The organism is Gordonia sp. NPDC003585, assembly GCF_040610755.1.
Taxonomy (GTDB): domain Bacteria; phylum Actinomycetota; class Actinomycetes; order Mycobacteriales; family Mycobacteriaceae; genus Gordonia.
In genome coordinates this window covers 53,757-70,702 of the sequence record NZ_JBEXMX010000008.1, presented here as the reverse complement: position 1 = coordinate 70,702, position 16,946 = coordinate 53,757, and the positions used below count along the sequence as shown (strand labels likewise).

Sequence of the window (16,946 nt, the reverse complement as noted above, 5' to 3'; positions counted from 1 at the left end):
TTTTTGAGGCGGATCGTGCTCCCGATGTCGATGACCACGCGACGGCCGTCCCAGATGACACCGTTGAGTCCTCAGATGCGTATATCTGCATGCCGATGCCCGGCGGTGTCACTTCGGACGGCGCCCGGGCCGAGTTGCTCGCGCGTACGCAGGAGTTCGAGCGCGCCCGCATAGGCGAAGAACGCACCGAGGAGTACGGCCGCGATCCAGTAGGCGATCGTCATACTCGGGGATTCTATGGTGGCCGGCGATCCGAGTGGAGCAGGCTGGGAAGTCGCCCCTGTTCAGAAATCCCCGTTGTGGTGTCGGAGTGACTGGATCGCCGACACCAGTCCGCCGATCTCGTCGTCGCTCATGCCGACGTCGGCGAACACCTCGGCGTTGAGGGTCTTGGTCGCGTCCTCGACCGTCGAGCGTCCGAGTTCGGTGATCTGGACGAGGGTGGTGCGACCGTCGGTGGGGTGGGGGACACGCTGGACGAGTCCGTTCTCCTCGAGCCGGCGGATCGCATGCGTGACGCTGGTGACGTGCACCTGCAGGCGGTCTGACGCCTTGGTGATGGGCAACGCTCCCTGGCGTGAAAAAGCAAGCAGCCGAAGAAGTTCGAAGCGCGAGAAGGTGAGGTCGTAGGGGCGCAGCGATGCCTCCACGCGGGCGAGCAGGATCTGGTGGGCGCGCATCACCGACGTGACCGCGACCATCCCGTCGGCCACGTCGCCCCACCCGGCCTGGGTCCAGTTCGCCTGTGCCTGTGCGATCGGGTCGAAACTCATGCTGCGGCCTGCCATGGGGGACAGCCTAATCGGGTTGTGCCAGCCAACCTTGGACGATGGCCCCACCCGCGACGACCGGATCGGCGTCGGCGGGGTAGTGGCCGGACAGGAGCAGCAGTGCCATGCCGTGCACCTGCGCCCACAGCGATGCGGCGACGGTCGCGACGTCGGCTTTCCGAAACACCCCGGACTCGATGGCTCGTGCGACGCCGTCGCGCAGTGGTTGGATCGCGCGTTCGGCCGCCGCGGTGGACTCGTCGGTCGGCGCGATACCGGTCAGCGCGTCGCCGAACATCAACGCGTAGAGCTTCGGGTTTGCCAGTGCCCAGCCGACGTAGGCGGTGCCCAGGTTCGCGATGTCGCCGGCGGCGTCGGGGGCCTGCGCGACTGCATGCTCGGCGGCCGTGAACGATTCCAGTGCCCGCACCTGAACGGCTCTGGCCAGGGCTTCCTTACTGCCGAACAGGGAGTACACCGCGGTCGTCGACGTGCCGGCGGCCCGCGCGACGTCCCGCAACGACAGCGCGCCGATGCCATGAGCCGCGACGATCGCAACGGCTTCGTCGAGCAGTTGGTCGCGCAGGTCATTCGTATGAATTCTGGGTCTTGCCACGAGGCCGATTATTCCATAACGTTGTTTCATAACATCGTTTTGAAACCAGGAGGCTCGCCATGTCCAAGCCCGACGCCGCGAGAATGACCAACCTGACGCCACCCGACGGCACGACGCTGTTCCTCATCGGCATGAAAGTGACGAAACCGTGGCGCATCCGCGCGTGGACCTACACGTTCTTCGCGATGCCGAGGATGCTCAAGCATCTCGAACGCCATCGCGAGGCCGGGCTGCTCTCGTATCACCTGTATCTCGTTCCGTCGCCGCTGGTGGTGACCTACTGGCGATCAGCCGCGGACATCCAGGCCTTCGCCGCCGACTCCGCGGCACCACATCGGCCGGCGTGGCAGTGGTTCAACAAGCACTTCGCCGACCAGAACGCGGTCGGCATCTGGCACGAGACCTACGAGATCGACCGGCACGAGACCATCAACAGCGGGATGCCACCGTGGGGTCTGAGCAAGGCGGTCGGGCGTCGGCCCATCGCGGCGGGATCGAGGACGGCGGCGCAACGGATGGCCGCTTCCGGGGTCAACGCGCCGGGTCGTGCTCCAGCAGCATCTTGATCGCGCCGACGATGGTGTCGACGAGGCCGGCGGCGGTGTGCTCGCCCAACTCTCCGCGCGCTTCGTCGCCCCGCATCATGATGACGGACTCGACCAGCCTGAACGGCAACAGGTTTCGCTTGTCCGACGCGGTGCCGAGCGCCTCGGTCGCAAGTCTGGCGTAGATGTCGGCGAGTTCGCGTCGGGCGGCCCGGAATTCGGTGAACCGCTCGTCGCGGACCTCGGGCAGGAGGTACAGCGCGCCGAGATTCCAGCGTGACGACGCCAGTTGTGTGACGTCGTAGCGGGCGAGATCGAGGAGTCGTTCGAGCGCGGGCCGTTCCTCGGTGAGCAGCCGACGCGCATGGTCTAGCGGGGTGAGGACGGTGGTCTCGAGCAGCGCGGCGAGGATGTCGTCCTTGGTGGCGAAATAGTGGTACATCGACGCCTGGCGGATGCCGACGGCGTCAGCGATCATGCGCGTCGACGTGCCGGTGTATCCACGGCTGGTGAAGAGTTCGGCTGCGGCGTCGAGGATTTCCTCACGAGCGGTCTCGCCGCGGCGTTTGGGTTCGACGAGTCGGGGTCGGCCCGGACCGGCCACCGTGCGGCGCGACGCCGACCGTGGGGTCATGTCCCGGCCCTTCTGTGCGGCGGAGCATCTGAGTGGGGATTTCGGGTGGATTCCGAGCCTTGAGTGTAGCCCGTGCGGCCACCCGGCCCGCTGACCTGCGGCGCGTAACGCATTCGTTGCGCGAGTTTCCCGGCTTGCAACATTTCTGTCATGTGATAGAAATAGCGAGACGCTTATCTATCAACTGACAGTTAAACCGCTCAACGGTGAGCTCCCCCCAGAGAGAAACCGCAGAGAAAGACCACACACGATGACCTCTACCGCATCTACCGGCGTAACGTCGCAGCCCGTGTCTCCCACCACGGGCATGGACGCCGACGACCTGTCGGAATTCGGCTACGACCAGCAGCTACACCGCTCCCTCGGCAAGTTCGCATCGTTTGCCGCGGGCTTCTCGTTCGTGTCCATCCTGACCACGATCTTCCAGCTCTTCGGCCTCGGCTTCGGTTTCGGCGGTCCGGCCTTCTTCTGGACCTGGCCGATCGTCTACGCAGGCCAGTTCCTCGTCGCGCTCTGCTTCGCCGAGATCGCGGCCCGCTACCCGATCTCCGGCGCCATCTATCAGTGGTCCCGACGCATGGGCGGGGAGGTGATCGGCTGGTTCGGCGGCTGGTTCATGATGATCGCCCAGATCGTCACCGCGTCGGCGGCAGCGATCGCGCTGCAGGTGGTGCTGCCGACGGTGTGGTCGGGCTTCCAGATCATCGGCGACGATCCCGACCTCACCAGCTCGAGCGGTGCGGCGAACGCGGTGCTCCTCGGCTCGATCCTGCTGGTCATCGTCACCGCCATCAACTGCGTCGGCGTCACCTGGATGAGCCGCGTCAACAACATCGGCGTCACCTGTGAGCTCGTCGGTGTGGTCGCCGTGATCCTCGCACTGTTCACCCACGCTCAGCGCGGACCGAGCGTGGTGTTCGACACCGGAGTTCCCGGAACGCAGCCGGGCTACATCTGGGCCTTCATCGTGTCCGGTCTGATGGCCGCCTACGTCATGGTCGGTTTCGGTTCGGCCGGTGAGCTCGCCGAGGAGACCAAGAACCCGCGTCGCGTCGCCCCGCGCACCATCCGGATGGCGCTGACCGTTTCCGCGATCGGCGGCGGACTGATGCTGCTCGGTGCCCTCATGGCGGCACCGACCCTGGGTGAGGAGCTTGCGACCGGCGGCCTGCCGTACGTGCTCGACTCGGTGCTCGGCAACTTCTGGGGCAAGGTGCTGCTGTGCGACGTCGCCGTGGCGATCTTCATCTGCACCCTGGCCATCCAGACCGCGTGCTCGCGCCTCATGTTCTCGATGGCTCGTGACGGCCGACTCCCGTTCTCCAAGCAGCTGTCTCACGTGAACAGCCGCACCGGCACCCCGATCCTCCCGGCCATCCTGATCGGTCTGTTGTGCATCGGCATCCTGTTGGTGAACGTCGGCAACTCGGCGATCTTCGCGACCCTCGCCAGCGTCTGCATCATCCTGATCTACCTGGCCTACCTCGCGGTCACGGCGCCGATGCTCTACCGCCGCTTCCAGGGCTGGCCCAACGGCGGTGTCGCGGTCGACGCGGAAGGCAAGAAGCTGTTCGGGCTCGGCCGCTTCGGCATCATCGTCAACATCCTTGCGGTTGCCTACGGCACGCTGATGGTGATCAACCTGGCCTGGCCGCGCGCCGAGGTCTTCGACCCGAGCGGTGAGATGCCCATCCTGCGCTGGGCCGGCCCCATCTGCATCGTCGCGACCGTCCTGGTCGGCATCGCCTGCTACCCCCGCGGCAAAGAGCACCCGAAGCCGGTCACCGTCGGCGCCTGACACTCGCCCTCCGGTCCCTGAGGTGCGAGGAGCGCTAGCGACGAGCCTCGAAGGGCCGGCGACCCACAACTCGAAAACCTGCTACAACCAAGGAGTAACACCCATGAGCACCATCACCGATACCGGCACCACTGCCGGCGCCCGCGAGCATGCGCGGTCGCAGGCCGGTGCGATCACCGACTCGATGCCGGTGGTTCCGGCCAGTAAGTGGCCCAACCCTCCCGTCGACGTCGACCCGTCCACCCTCACCTGGGCCGAGACCATTCCCGGCGGTCGCTACACCAGCAAGGTGCTGGCGCGTGGCACGCGAATCCGGTTGCGTGACATCGCCGGATCTGCGTGCGCGCACATCCTGCTGTGGCGCGCCGACGCCCCGTGGGAGCGCCTCAACGTCGCCGACACAGTGAAGGTGCCGTGGCAGGCGTACCTGTCGACCGGGCATCCGCTGCTGAGCGATCAGGGGCGTGCGCTGGCGACGATCGTCGCCGACGAGTCGGCTCACCACGACGCGCTGTGCGGTACCTCGACCCTCGTCGGCAACACCGCCAAATACGGTGACGGTCATGTGCATTCCGCGTCACCGGCGGGCCGGGAGATGTTCACGCTGGCTGCGGCCAAGCACGGGCTCACGCCGACCGACGTCGCGCCGTCGCTGTCGTTCTTCCACGGTGTCGTGGTCGAGGCCGACGGAACGTTGACGTCGAAGGGTTCGGCGGGGCTCGACAAGTCGGTCGACCTGATCCTGCACCTCCCGTGTGTGGTGGCGATCGTCAACACCGCACACCCGCTCGATCCGTCGCCCACCTTCGACACCGGACCGCTCGAACTGTTGGCGTGGAAGGCACCCAACGACCTGACGTCTCTGCTCGCCGACGTCGAGAACACCGATCCCGAATACCAACGCGCCGTGGCCAACTCCGAAGATGTCTGGAATGCACTGTGACTACCAACACCACGATGACTACAACCACAGATTTCGCTTCTGCTCCTGCCGAGGAACTTGCCCTGGTGCCCGGCACCGTCGTCTACGACGGTGAGGTCGGCGACCGCGGGCCCTGGTCCGGCGTCGTCGCTGCCGGCGATGTGCTGACCATCGTCGATCTGTACGGCAACCAGGCGGTCGACACGCTGTTCTTCGGCGCGCACGACCACTCGATCCGCTACTCGGCGCAGGCCACGATCGCCGTGCAGGGCAACATCTTTCTGACCACGGGCAGTGTGATCCGTGATCAGGAAGCCAACCCGCTGATGACCATCGTCGCCGACGAGGTCGGCAACCATGACACCGTCGGTGGCGCTTGCTCGCAGGAATCCAACACGCTGCGCTACGGACACCACACCAAGCATCAGCATGCGTGCGTGGAGAACTTCCTCATCGAGGGCAGTCGGCATGGTTTGGGGAAGGCCGACATGGTCGGCAACATCAACTTCTTCATGAACGTGCCGGTCGACGCGGACGGTTCGCTCGGCATCGTCGACGGCTTGTCGGCGCCGGGCAAGCGTCTGGCGTTGCGTGCCGACGTCGACACGCTCGTCCTGATCTCCAACTGTCCGCAGATCAACAACCCCTGCAACGGTTTCGATCCGACCGCAGTTCGCGTCATCGTGACCCGGCCGTCCTGACCTTTCTCGTTCGTTTCCCACAGGAGCTCTGTTCCACCATGGCAATCACCGTCTTACGCGCGGGTCCGCTGACCACCATCCAGGATTGGCCCGGCCGCGTCGGGTACTGGAAGGTCGGCGTCCCGCCGTCCGGCCCGATGGACGATCTGTCGTTCCGGCTGGCCAACGTCGCGGTCGGAAATGCCGAGACCGCAGCCGGTCTCGAGGTCACCCTGGCCGGGCCGGCGCTGCGGTTCGACGAGCCGGCGGTGGTCGCGGTGACCGGTGCCCCGGTGATCGTTCGGGTCGACGGAAAGGTTGTGCCGCAGTGGGTTCCGCTGCGCATCGCCGCGGGGTCGACACTCGACGTGGGAGCGGTCGGCGACCTGGGAATGCGCGTCTACGTGGCGATCTCGGGTGGTCTCGACGCCGAGGACTACCTGGGTAGCCGCTCGACCTTCACGATGGGCCGGTTCGGCGGCAAGGACGGTCGGCGGCTGAACGATGGTGACGAGCTGTCGAGTCCGGTGTGCGAGCCGTCCCCGATCCCTGAGGTGCGAGCTTGCGAGCCTCGAAGGGCTCGCCGCATCCTCTTCGACGAGCAACCCGCGATGACCAACGCGTGGCAGCTCGGTGTGACAGTCGGCCCGCATGGGGCGCCGGAGTTCTTCACGCCCGACGACATAGACGATCTGTTCGCCACGGATTACGAGGTGCATTTCAACTCCGATCGCACCGGTGTCCGCCTCGTCGGCCCCAAGCCGCGGTGGGCGCGGACCGATGGGGGAGAGGCGGGTCTGCATCCGTCGAACATCCACGACAACGCATATTCCGTTGGTGCGCTTGACTTCACGGGTGACACTCCGATTCTTCTCGGGCCGGATGGTCCGAGCCTCGGCGGGTTCGTGTGTCCGGTGACGGTCACCAGCGCGGAACGGTGGAAGCTGGGGCAGCTCAAGCCCGGCGACACGGTGCGTTTCGTGGCGGTCCGCAGCGATGCGACGGCGTCGGCCACCGAGTTGGGGTTGGGGCGTCGCGCGTCGTTCGTGCCCGTGCTGTCGGCCGGTGGCGACACGGACAACGGCATTCTGGGCACCACGTCGACCGCGGACGGGTCGACGGCCGTCACCTATCGGCGTAGCGGCGACGACAACATCCTCGTCGAATATGGCGACATGCGGCTCGATCTCGCGCTGCGTGCCCGGGTGCAGGCGCTGAGTGAGCGTATCGCGGCCGAAAAGCCCAGGGGTCTGATCGATCTCACCCCGGGGATTCGGTCGTTGCAGGTGAAGGCCGACCCGGATGTGTGGTCGCAGGCGTCGATGCTGGAGTGGCTCACCGAGTGTGAAAGCCAGCTCCCGGCGGCTGAGGATCTCGTCGTGCCGAGTCGTACTGTGCACCTGCCGTTGTCGTGGGACGATCCCGCCACCCGCGAGGCCATCGAACGCTACATGCTGGGCGTGCGGTCGGATGCGCCGTGGTGTCCGTGGAACATCGAGTTCATCCGTCGCATGAACGGGCTCGACTCGGTCGACGACGTCTACCGGACCGTCTTCGACGCCAGCTATCTGGTGCTCGGCCTCGGTGACGTGTATCTCGGTGCGCCGGTTGCTGTTCCGCTCGATCCTCGGCATCGTCTCGTGACCACCAAGTACAACCCGGCCCGGACGTGGACGCCGGAGAATGCCGTCGGCATCGGTGGCGCGTATCTGTGCATCTACGGCATGGAGGGACCCGGCGGATATCAGTTCGTCGGCCGCACGACGCAGGTGTGGAATCATCGGCATCCGTTGCCTGCACCGGGATTCGACCCCGAGCACCCGTGGCTGCTGCGCTTCTTCGACCAGATCCGCTGGTATCCCGTGAGTGCCGAGGAGCTGATCGACATGCGGGCCGACGTCGCCGCCGGTCGTGGCGACAGCACCCGGATCACCGACGGAGTGTTCTCGCTGGCCGAGCATCAGCAATTCCTCGATTCGCAGGCCGTCGACATCTCGGCAAAACGGGAGACAATGGAGGTTGCGCGGGCCGAGGAGCGTCAACGCTGGTCGTTGCAGGGCGAGTTTGCGAAAGGGAAAGTGGCATGAGCAAGATCGACGACATCTTCGGCCGAATCGCTGCCGCCGATCGCCCCGAGGTGTTCATCACGTTGCGTTCTCGCGATGAGGTTTCCGCAGATTTCGCGCAGTCCGTCGCGGGTGGCGGCCCGCTCGCCGGAATGGTGTTGGCGGTCAAGGACAATGTCGACGTGGCCGGGTTACCCACCACGGCTGCGTGTCCCGGGTACGCCTACACACCTGATGTCGACGCACCCGCGGTCGCTGCGTTGAAGGCGGCGGGGGCGGTGGTGATCGGCAAGACCAACCTTGACCAGTTCGCCACCGGCCTCGTCGGAACACGCAGTCCCTATGGCGCGGCGCGTGACTCGCGTCGTCCCGACCGTATCTCCGGTGGTTCGAGCTCCGGCTCTGCGGTGGCTGTCGCGCTCGGGTTCGCTGACATTGCGATAGGTACCGACACCGCAGGTTCGGGTCGGGTTCCCGCGGGATTGCAGGGGATTGTCGGGATCAAGCCGACCGTCGGTGCGATCTCCACCGACGGTGTGGTCCCGGCGTGCGCCAGCTATGACACGGTGACGATCTTCGCCGCGACCCTCGATCTCGCCGACGCCGCGATGGCCGCGATGGCCGGTGCGCGTGGCCCGCGACCGTTCGGTACGCCGACTCTTCTGGCCGCGCCGGAGCGCCCGGTTGTTGCTGTGCCAGCCGAATTGCCGTCGTTGGATGACAACTGGCGTGCTGCCTTCGCCGACGCGGTGTCGCGCGCAGAGTCTGCCGGCCTGGTGATCAAGACCATCGACCTGTCGCCATTCCTGGCCGCTGCCAAGCTCTTGTACGACGACGCGCTGGTCGCGGAGCGCTACGACGCCGTGGGCGAGTACATCGACGGCGGCGGCTCGGATCTGGACCCCACCGTTGCGGGAATCATCCGTTCCGCGAATCGATTCGGGGCTGTCGATCTGCTTCGCGCACACCGCAAGCTGGACGAGCTGCGGGAGCTGGCGATGACCGAATGGGGCGACGCTACCGCGCTCATCGTCCCGACCGCACCCATGCATCCGACCCTCGCCGACGTTGTTGCCGACCCGGTGGGCGTCAACTCCCGGATGGGCACCTACACCAACTTCTGCAACCTCTTCGACTTGTGTGGCCTCGCCATCCCGTCGGGCGTCGTCGACGAAAGCGACGGCAGTCAAGCGCAATTCGGCATCACTCTGCTGGCGAAGGCACACGAGGACGCGGTACTCGTAGATCTGGCCCAGCGTCTGGGCGCGGCATCGCCCGCCGCCTCCTGGCCCGAGTCCGTCGCTCCCGCCGTCGAACTTGCTGTTTTCGGTGCGCACATGAGTGGCGGTCCGCTGACTCACGAACTCTCCGACCGCGGCGCTCGCTGGGTCGGTGAGGTGACCACCGCGCCGTCGTACCGTCTCGTTGCCCTGTCCACCACGCCACCCAAGCCGGGTCTGATCCGCGATCCGTCCGACGGACGTGCGATCCAGGGTGAGATCTGGACTCTGTCACCGTCGGCGCTGGGCTCCTTCCTCGCCGACCTTCCCTCGCCGATGATGCTCGGGCAGGTCGAATTGTCCGACGGCCGTTGGGTGGTCGGCTTCGGCTGCGCCGCCGATGCTGGTGCAGCCGGGGAGCCCCTTGACCGCGATCGTTGGTGACCCACCCCGTTTCATGTGGGGAATCTGTACGAGTCAGCTTGTGTAAGTGCACTATCCACTTCACTCGGCTGGTGCGTACAGATTCCCGCAGGTTGGTCTCTCCATCCGCTCCCTGCGGTGCTCGAGGCGCCAAGCCGACCCTTCTACCGCTCCCTGAGGTGCTCGAGGCGCTAGCCGACCCTTCTACCGCTCCCTGAGGTGCTCGCGGCGCTATGCCGACGCTCCTACCGCTCCCTGAGGTGCTCGAGGCGCTATGCCGACGCTCCTACCGCTCCCTGAGGTGCGACGAGCGCTAGCGAGGAGCCTCGAAGGGCCGCGAGCTCTCCTACCAAGTCCAACACGCGCTGTGTATCAACGTCACTCGACGCGTGACGTTCTTGTCGGTGCCTTCTTCTACCCTGTACTAAGTCGGTCGGGGAGGGATTTCGATGTACGACGTTCGGTCGGGAAGTGCCGCACAGTCAACGATTTCGAGTGCACAGTCAACGAACAAGTCGCGGCCGAACAGAATTGTCGGTGCTGTGTTCTACCCTGTACTCAGCAATTGGGGGAGGGATTCAGATGTACGACGTTTATCCGGAAACGTGCTGCACAGTCGACCATTTCGAATGTACCTCTACCGATCAGAGTCTGGCCGAACGGAATTGTCGGTGGCGTGTTCTAGTCTGAATCCAGTGAATCGGGGAAGGGGGTGACTGCTTTGTCAGAGGATCAAGAATCGGCGTCCGAGGATCAAGAGTCGGCCGACACCGCAGCAACGGTGCAGTGGCCGCAGATTGATGCTGCGGTGTTGGGGCTGCCCGATCTCGCGGTGATCGAGGACGAGGAGGCGGTGTCGATCAACGAGTTGGTCGCCTCCTTCGAGCAGGCCGCACACGGCGGATCGTTCTTGGCGTGGAGCTCGTATCAGGTTGCCGCTGAATTGCATACCCGGCTGGTGGAGCCGACGATGGATGACGACACCGACTGGATCGATCAGCGCGCCCAGTGTGCGATGCGGATCGCGGCATCGCTGGCCATCTCCCAATTGACGGCCGAAAGTCTGTTGGGCGAGGCGATCGCCCTACGCGACCGGCTTCCGCTGGTGTCGGCCTGTTTGCGTGACGGTGTGCTCACCAAGGCGCAGACCGTCGCGATCGTCGGCCGCACCGATCTGGTGGACGGTGAACACATTGGCGAGGTGGATGCCGAGATCACCAGAGAACTCCGTAAACGCCGCGGCCGGTGGTCACCCCAAGCGATCCGGGATCTGGCTGACCGGATCGTGTTCCGCCACGACCCCGAAGCGGTCCGCGAGCGCCGCAAGCACGCGAAGGGCCAGCGGGCGGTGTGGGTCGAGGATCTCGGCGATGGGATGGCCACTCTGGCGGCGTCGATGACCGCGGAGAACGCGCGCATCGCGGTCGCCGCGGTCCAGGCGTTGGCGGGCACCGTGTGCTCCAAGGACGGCCGGGGGAAGCGGGCCCGTAACTCCGATGCGGCGTTCGCCCTGTTGTCGGGCACCCGGTTTGAATGCCAGTGTGGGCGTGCCGAGTGTGATGCCGAGATTCCCGAACCCGGAACGCTGCCGCCGGCCCAGGCGCGGATCGTGTTGCATGTGGTGTGTGAGGAAACCACGCGGACCGACGAGTCGAACACCACCCCGGCGCATATGAATGGGTACGGGGTGATCTCGGCCGAGCATGCCCGCGAACTCGCCCAGCGCCCCGACGCGGTCATCAAACCCATCAACCCCCAACCCGCACCAGCCCAGCCGGCTACGGCCCCGCCAGGTGACCTTTCTGACGACGCCACCACCCCGCTCCCTGAGGTGCGAGGAGCGCAAGCGACGAGCCTCGAAGGGCCTGGCGAGACAGCGTCGGACACCACGCCACCGGTCTGTGACGTGCCCGAAGCAGCGTCGGTCGACGAAGGCATCCCCCCGCTCCCTGAGGTGCGAGGAGCCCTGGCCGCCGGATTGAGTAGGGACCGGGCGAGCTTGCGAGCCGGGACCGCATCGAAATCGCAGGGCCTCGAAGGGCCTGGTGAGAAGCCATCGAAGCCGGCCACTGACAAGCCCGTGAACTGTGAGAAACCCACCAGGGGTAACCCGGATTTCTGGCGCCGCATCCCCGAACCCGAACCCACACCACTGCCACCGAGCGCGATACTGCCGGGTCTTGCGCCGCATCTGCCGTCGGATCCGTATCGGCCTTCGACCGCGCTGATCACCTACATCCTGTCCCGTGAGGGCACGTGTTCGGTTCCCGGCTGCACCAAACCGGCCTGGGAATGCGAACTCGACCATGTCTCCGAGTACAACCATGACGACCCGTACGCCGGTGGGCACACCGACCCCGCCGGGATCGGCGCCAAATGCCGATTCCACCACCTGGCGAAAACCCTCACCGACTTCATCGACGACCAAGTCCTCGACGAACACGGCCGCCCGCACACCACCTGGATCACCCCCGAAGGACTCGTGTTGCCCGGGCGGGCCGACTCGATCATCGACATCGTGCCCGCCCTCGGCAGAATCCGGTGGCAGCCCGCTGACACCCGCACCCGACCCCGCGTCATTTTCGACGGCACCGGCGAACTCCCCAAGAAACGACGCCGACCCCGCACCGTCGACAAACACCTCCGCCGACAACGCGAACGCCTCCGTAACCGACTCCGCATCGAAGCCGAACCCCCACCGCCGTTCTAGTGGTGTGGGTCGGCTGACCCATAGAATTTTCGCCTCAATCCGCGACTCTTGAGGAAATCTTGCAAATCGCACACCTTGGGGATCGCTCATGCTTGAATAACGGTCGTTAAGGTTCCATTAAGGAAAGTTGGACGCATGACCAGGTTGGGGCGCAACGCAATTCGACGTTCTGAGAAGGAAGCGAGGCGCCGCAACCGCGAGGAGAAACGCGGCCGCCGCGTGGCCGCGGGCGTTGCTGCATTGGCGACGGTTGCTGCCGTGGGGGCCGGGCAGGTCATGGCGGATGCGCCGGCGATGGCCGTGACCGTCGGCGGCGTTGAAATCGAGAATCCGGCCGGTCAACTGGGTGAGATCATTGCCCAACTAGCCAACAACGAACTCACGCAAGAATTGGCGAAGTCTCTTCGCATGGAGTTGTGCGCCACGGGTGGGACGAGCGGCGGTGCAGATTGTTCAATGTCGACCGGCACAGGTATCGCCATCGTCATGCCGGACCGAATTGAGTTGGTTCCTCGGGTAGACAGTGACACCGAGGAAGACGCGCTCTACAAATCACTTCAGAACTACTTCAACAACCCGCCTGTTGCGCCTGTGTGGGCCAGCTACCCGCAGACCGTGCCGGGCTGGGCTCAGTATTCTGCTGATCTGGCCGAGTACCTGGTAGCCGCCGCGGCCTACACCACGGCGGCGGGAATCGTCAATGACGTTGTAGGTATAGATTTCCCGATTCCTGGCCCACCTGTCACGTCTGGGTCGGCGAAGGTGATCGGCGATGGCTTCCAGTTCGCTATGGCATCGGGTGGTGGCAAAGCAACGGCGATTTCATTCTTGCCCTTGAGCTTGGCGACCGCAGGCGCGAGTGGAGAGCGCACAGCTGTATCCTTCGCGCTGATTGGGATGGCCAACGCGTGGACAACCGACGAGATTCCTGTCACCATTCTCGGCGATAACACGCTGACACCTCTGGATCTCGCGGAGATCAAGCTTCCATCGATTCCTGCAGTGCGCTCCGTCAGCTGCTACGGGGGCCTCACCGGTGCTTACGCAGAAGGTGTGGGTGCTTGTGCAAACATCGCGGGCACGTTGGACTTCCGGTGGAACGCTGTGAACAACGAGCTCCAGTTCGGGCTCACCGATCCGACGGGGATTCTCTTCGACCCAACCGGAGTCTTCACCCAGGTCATCACGCAACTACTTAACGGCCAACCTCTTACGCTCAGCAAGGATTTCGCGCGACTTTCGATCGGCGGTGACTACGATCTCTTCAGCGGCAATTTCCTGCGTCTGACAAGCGATTATGGATCTCAGGATCCGATCACGATCGAGTGGCTGGGTCAGAAGATCACCCTTAACCCGGAGGTTGAGGTTAACGGGGTCGATCGTCCCAACCACCTTGGGGTTCCGGTGATTACCTTCGCGGCACTGAATACGGGCGAGATCGTTCCCGTCGTGAACCTGCCTGAATACAAGTTCCCCTTTGGTATCTCGTCAATCGGTCCAATCGAGATCCCGAGCACCACAACAACAACGACCGCCTCCCCGCTGTCGTTGACCACGACCACCGACGACACTCCGTCGCCCAGTCTGCTGCGTACCACCACGACCACCACCGACGACACCACGGAGGCCGAACCAGAGAAGGTCACCACGCTCGCTGCGCCGGTGGACACCACCGAGGACGAGGTCACGACCGACAAGACTGCAGACACCACAACCACGACCACCGACAATTCGACTGACAACAAGGACCAGTCGAACAACTACGTCGGCAAGCATCGGTCGGAGAACAAGGGCGGCTACGTCGGCAAGCACCGCTCGGAAAGCAAGAACGACAACGAGGGCTCCGACAACAAGGGTTCCGACAACAAGGACTCCTCGTCGACCAAGTCCGACAACAAGGGCTCATCGGAGAACAAGTCCGACGACAACGGTTCCTCCGAGAACAAGGGCTCCGACTCGAGCAGCAACTCGAACAGCAGCAACAGCTCCAACAACGGATCGGGCAACGAAAGCTAGGCCGGCCAGCCCATCCCCACAAACGACGCCCCGGCGCGGAACCCCCGACCGCGCCGGGGCGTCATCCATTCCAGAACCCGGCAACCCGGGCGGCGCGTCTACAGTGGAGACCACCGCCCGAGCAGAGGAGCGCGCCATGGAGATCGATCGGCAGAAGAGTCAGGCCCTGTCACAGGTCGTCCGCCAGCATCCGGGTATGAGCCTCGCCGCCATCTCGCCGGCCATCGTCGTGTTCGGCGTCGTCTGGTTCCTCACCAATTTCTGGCTCGCCTTCATCCTTGCCGTCGTCGCAGGCGGAGTCGGGTACTACCTCCTCACGCGCAAGAGCTGACACACGACGGCCCGCGATCCTAGGGCGTGTCTCCCATTGCCCTTTGCGGTTCTTGACGGCCCGATTCTCCCCTGGCGGCGTTGTCGTCGGTCACGATAGCTGGCGCTATCGCTTCCTCCTCCGCCTTGCCAGGAAATAATCGGCTCCGCCAATCCCTCGCAGAAGCAATGGAAGACACGCCTTGGGCCGTATATCGAGATCGCACAGCTAGAGTGGTGGCCACCGAACCAGTCGGCGCGACGGAGGGAGCACCAGCCAACCGTGTCCACCCGCGTTGATGCCTGGATCTGGGCGATCCGACTGACCAAGACCCGTTCCGCAGCGGGAGCCGCATGCCGCGGCGGGCACGTCCGCGTCAACGGCGCCACCGCGAAACCGGCACAACCCATCGTCCCCGGCGACGAGATCCGGGTGCGCCTGGCCGGACGCGAACGCATCGTCGAAGTCACCAAACTCATCAGCAAACGCGTGTCCGCCCCGATGGCCGCCGAATGCTACATCGACCGCAGCCCGCCACCACCCCCGCGTGAGATCGTCGCAAGCCAGCCCCGACGCGACCGTGGCGCCGGCCGACCGACGAAACGTGAACGGCGACAACTCGATCAACTACGCGGCGGATTCCTCATCGCACTTGTTGCCGTCGTCGCACTCGCCATCGCCGGATGTTCGTCCGACGACGACACCCCCGACCCCGCCAAAGCGTCCACCCCCACAGCGCCCGGCCGCGCCGGCGAGGGGCCCTTCTTCGGCGCATGCGGCGGCGTCACCACCGAAGAGGTCATCTCCATCACCCGGCTTGGCGGCCTCACCAACACCATCAACAACACGTCGGTGTGCGAGTGGGACAGCAGCGGCACACGCACCGGGCCGGTGGCGTCGTTCAACTGGTACCGCGGATCGCCGATCGGCCGCGAACGTGCCACCGAACAACTCTCCCGCGCGTCGACCACCGACATCGAGATCAACGGCCACCGGGGCTTCATCGCGCACGACGCGGAGGGCATCTGCGAGGTCGGCATCGAATTCGGCGCCGACTTCTTCGAATGGTCAGTCAGCGCAGGCACCAACGGCGGCCAGACCGTCGAGCAGGTCTGCCAGGCCACCCGGGAACTGTCCCGCCTGTCGATCGAGCGAGCGTCATGATCAGGTGGCTGACCGTCCTCACGATCGCTGCTCTCGCGCTCACCGCATGTTCGTCCGACGACGACACCGCAGACCCCGGCGGACCGCAGGGGCCAACCGCCCCCGGACGCGCCGGCGCCGGACCGTTCTTCGGCGCATGCGGCGGCGTCGACACCGACGAGGTCGTGCAGATCACCGGCTTCGGCCAGATGGCCAACACCGTCAACAACCCGTCGGCCTGCGTGTGGAGCGCCGACGCGCTGCAGAACTCATCCGTCGCATCGTTCAACTGGTACCGCGGATCGCCGATCGGCCGCGAACGCGCGACCGTCCAGCTGTCCAAGGACACGGTCGTCGACGTCGACATCAACGGCCACCGCGGGTTCATCGCGTCCAGCCCGACCATCTGCGAGATCGGTATACAGTTCGACGCCGATTTCTTCGAGTGGTCGGTCCGATCGGGCGTCAGCCCAGCCGAGGGGGGACCAGCCATCGACCAGATCTGCGCGGCAGCCAAACAGCTGTCCCGAATGTCCATCGAGCGTGCGTCATGAAACGAGTGCTCTCCCTCCTCGTCGTGGCACTGTTCGCGCTCGTCACCTTCACAGCCTGCTCCGACGACAACAACAACGACGCGAGTCCGTCGACGTCGCAGACCAAGGGCAACGTCGACACCGACCGCTACGACAAACTCACCCTCGAATGCGAGATCCTCTCCACCCAGCAGATCGCCGAAGTCGTCGGCGGCCCGGACGCCTTCGCCCGTGGAACGTTCTTCGGCGCGATCTGCCGCTGGGTCGTCAACGGCCCGACCGTCTCGAACGTGACGTTCAACTGGTTCGAATGGGGCAACCTCAACGTCGAGAAGGACACCGCCAAACGCCTCGGCTACCAGACCGAGAACATCCGCATCTCCAGCCAGACCGCGTTCACCCAGCGCGACTCCAACCGCCCGTCGGTCTGCGGTGTCACCGCCCGCGCGCCGAGTCGCGGCATCTTCACCTGGTGGGTCGAACCTCGCGGTCCGGCACCGGCCGACGCCTGTGCGGCGCCGATAAAACTGATGGAACTGGTACTGAGCGGGGGACAGTGA

General features: G+C 65.1%; 16 protein-coding genes. 12 read left to right on the top strand and 4 right to left on the bottom strand.

Annotation, left to right across the window (positions count from 1 at the left end):
* Positions 1–71 precede the first annotated feature (71 nt).
* The 3 genes from ABZW74_RS03725 to ABZW74_RS03715 are packed head-to-tail and all read right to left on the bottom strand — an operon-like array spanning position 72 to position 1,395.
* Positions 72–224, bottom strand: coding sequence for a hypothetical protein (locus ABZW74_RS03725; protein ID WP_355274009.1), 153 nt, complete (start codon positions 222–224; stop codon positions 72–74).
* A 60-nt stretch (positions 225–284) separates the two neighbouring features.
* Positions 285–788: a MarR family transcriptional regulator gene (locus ABZW74_RS03720; protein WP_240861286.1), complete on the bottom strand. Its 504-nt coding sequence runs from the start codon at positions 786–788 to the stop codon at positions 285–287.
* Positions 789–798: 10 nt separating this feature from the next.
* Positions 799–1,395, bottom strand: coding sequence for a TetR/AcrR family transcriptional regulator (locus tag ABZW74_RS03715; protein ID WP_240861402.1), 597 nt, complete (start codon positions 1,393–1,395; stop codon positions 799–801).
* Positions 1,396–1,445: 50 nt separating this feature from the next.
* On the opposite strand from ABZW74_RS03715, the gene ABZW74_RS03710 reads away from it, so the two are divergent.
* Positions 1,446–1,952 (top strand): DUF4188 domain-containing protein, encoded by a 507-nt coding sequence (locus tag ABZW74_RS03710; protein WP_240861284.1) that lies wholly within the window; start codon positions 1,446–1,448, stop codon positions 1,950–1,952.
* Here the strand turns inward: ABZW74_RS03710 and ABZW74_RS03705 are convergent.
* Positions 1,918–2,565, bottom strand: a complete 648-nt coding sequence (locus tag ABZW74_RS03705) for a helix-turn-helix domain-containing protein (RefSeq protein WP_355274005.1) — start codon at positions 2,563–2,565, stop codon at positions 1,918–1,920. The genes ABZW74_RS03710 and ABZW74_RS03705 overlap by 35 nt on opposite strands.
* A 250-nt stretch (positions 2,566–2,815) precedes the next feature.
* Here ABZW74_RS03705 and ABZW74_RS03700 point away from each other — a divergent pair, with 250 nt between their 5' ends.
* The 11 genes from ABZW74_RS03700 (at position 2,816) to ABZW74_RS03650 (ending at position 16,946) form a co-directional block, all read left to right on the top strand.
* Positions 2,816–4,363, top strand: coding sequence for an amino acid permease (locus tag ABZW74_RS03700; RefSeq protein ID WP_355274002.1), 1,548 nt, complete (start codon positions 2,816–2,818; stop codon positions 4,361–4,363).
* A gap of 103 nt (positions 4,364–4,466) precedes the next feature.
* A complete protein-coding gene (locus ABZW74_RS03695; RefSeq protein ID WP_355273999.1) occupies positions 4,467–5,306 on the top strand; it encodes an urea amidolyase associated protein UAAP1 in 840 nt (279 codons plus the stop codon).
* Positions 5,307–5,320: 14 nt separating this feature from the next.
* Positions 5,321–5,986 (top strand): urea amidolyase associated protein UAAP2, encoded by a 666-nt coding sequence (locus tag ABZW74_RS03690; protein WP_240861278.1) that lies wholly within the window; start codon positions 5,321–5,323, stop codon positions 5,984–5,986.
* Positions 5,987–6,024: 38 nt separating this feature from the next.
* Positions 6,025–8,052 carry a 5-oxoprolinase/urea amidolyase family protein gene (locus tag ABZW74_RS03685; RefSeq protein WP_355273995.1) on the top strand — a complete coding sequence of 676 codons (2,028 nt, stop codon included), beginning with the start codon at positions 6,025–6,027 and terminating at the stop codon, positions 8,050–8,052.
* Positions 8,049–9,695, top strand: a complete 1,647-nt coding sequence (gene atzF, locus ABZW74_RS03680) for an allophanate hydrolase (protein WP_355273992.1) — start codon at positions 8,049–8,051, stop codon at positions 9,693–9,695. The genes ABZW74_RS03685 and atzF overlap by 4 nt, the downstream gene beginning before the upstream one ends.
* Positions 9,696–10,386: 691 nt before the next feature.
* Positions 10,387–12,384: a DUF222 domain-containing protein gene (locus ABZW74_RS03675; RefSeq protein WP_355273989.1), complete on the top strand. Its 1,998-nt coding sequence runs from the start codon at positions 10,387–10,389 to the stop codon at positions 12,382–12,384.
* A 135-nt stretch (positions 12,385–12,519) separates the two neighbouring features.
* Positions 12,520–14,400, top strand: a complete 1,881-nt coding sequence (locus ABZW74_RS03670; RefSeq protein WP_355273986.1) for a hypothetical protein — start codon at positions 12,520–12,522, stop codon at positions 14,398–14,400.
* Positions 14,401–14,536: 136 nt separating this feature from the next.
* The gene (locus ABZW74_RS03665) at positions 14,537–14,731 is read left to right on the top strand and encodes a hypothetical protein (RefSeq protein ID WP_240860696.1); all 195 of its coding nucleotides are present in this window, start codon (positions 14,537–14,539) and stop codon (positions 14,729–14,731) included.
* Positions 14,732–14,992: 261 nt separating this feature from the next.
* Positions 14,993–15,874 carry a DUF3558 family protein gene (locus tag ABZW74_RS03660; protein ID WP_240860697.1) on the top strand — a complete coding sequence of 294 codons (882 nt, stop codon included), beginning with the start codon at positions 14,993–14,995 and terminating at the stop codon, positions 15,872–15,874.
* Positions 15,871–16,407 (top strand): DUF3558 domain-containing protein, encoded by a 537-nt coding sequence (locus ABZW74_RS03655; RefSeq protein WP_240860698.1) that lies wholly within the window; start codon positions 15,871–15,873, stop codon positions 16,405–16,407. The genes ABZW74_RS03660 and ABZW74_RS03655 overlap by 4 nt, the downstream gene beginning before the upstream one ends.
* Positions 16,404–16,946 carry a DUF3558 domain-containing protein gene (locus tag ABZW74_RS03650; RefSeq protein WP_355273981.1) on the top strand — a complete coding sequence of 181 codons (543 nt, stop codon included), beginning with the start codon at positions 16,404–16,406 and terminating at the stop codon, positions 16,944–16,946. Before ABZW74_RS03655 ends, ABZW74_RS03650 begins: the two co-directional genes overlap by 4 nt.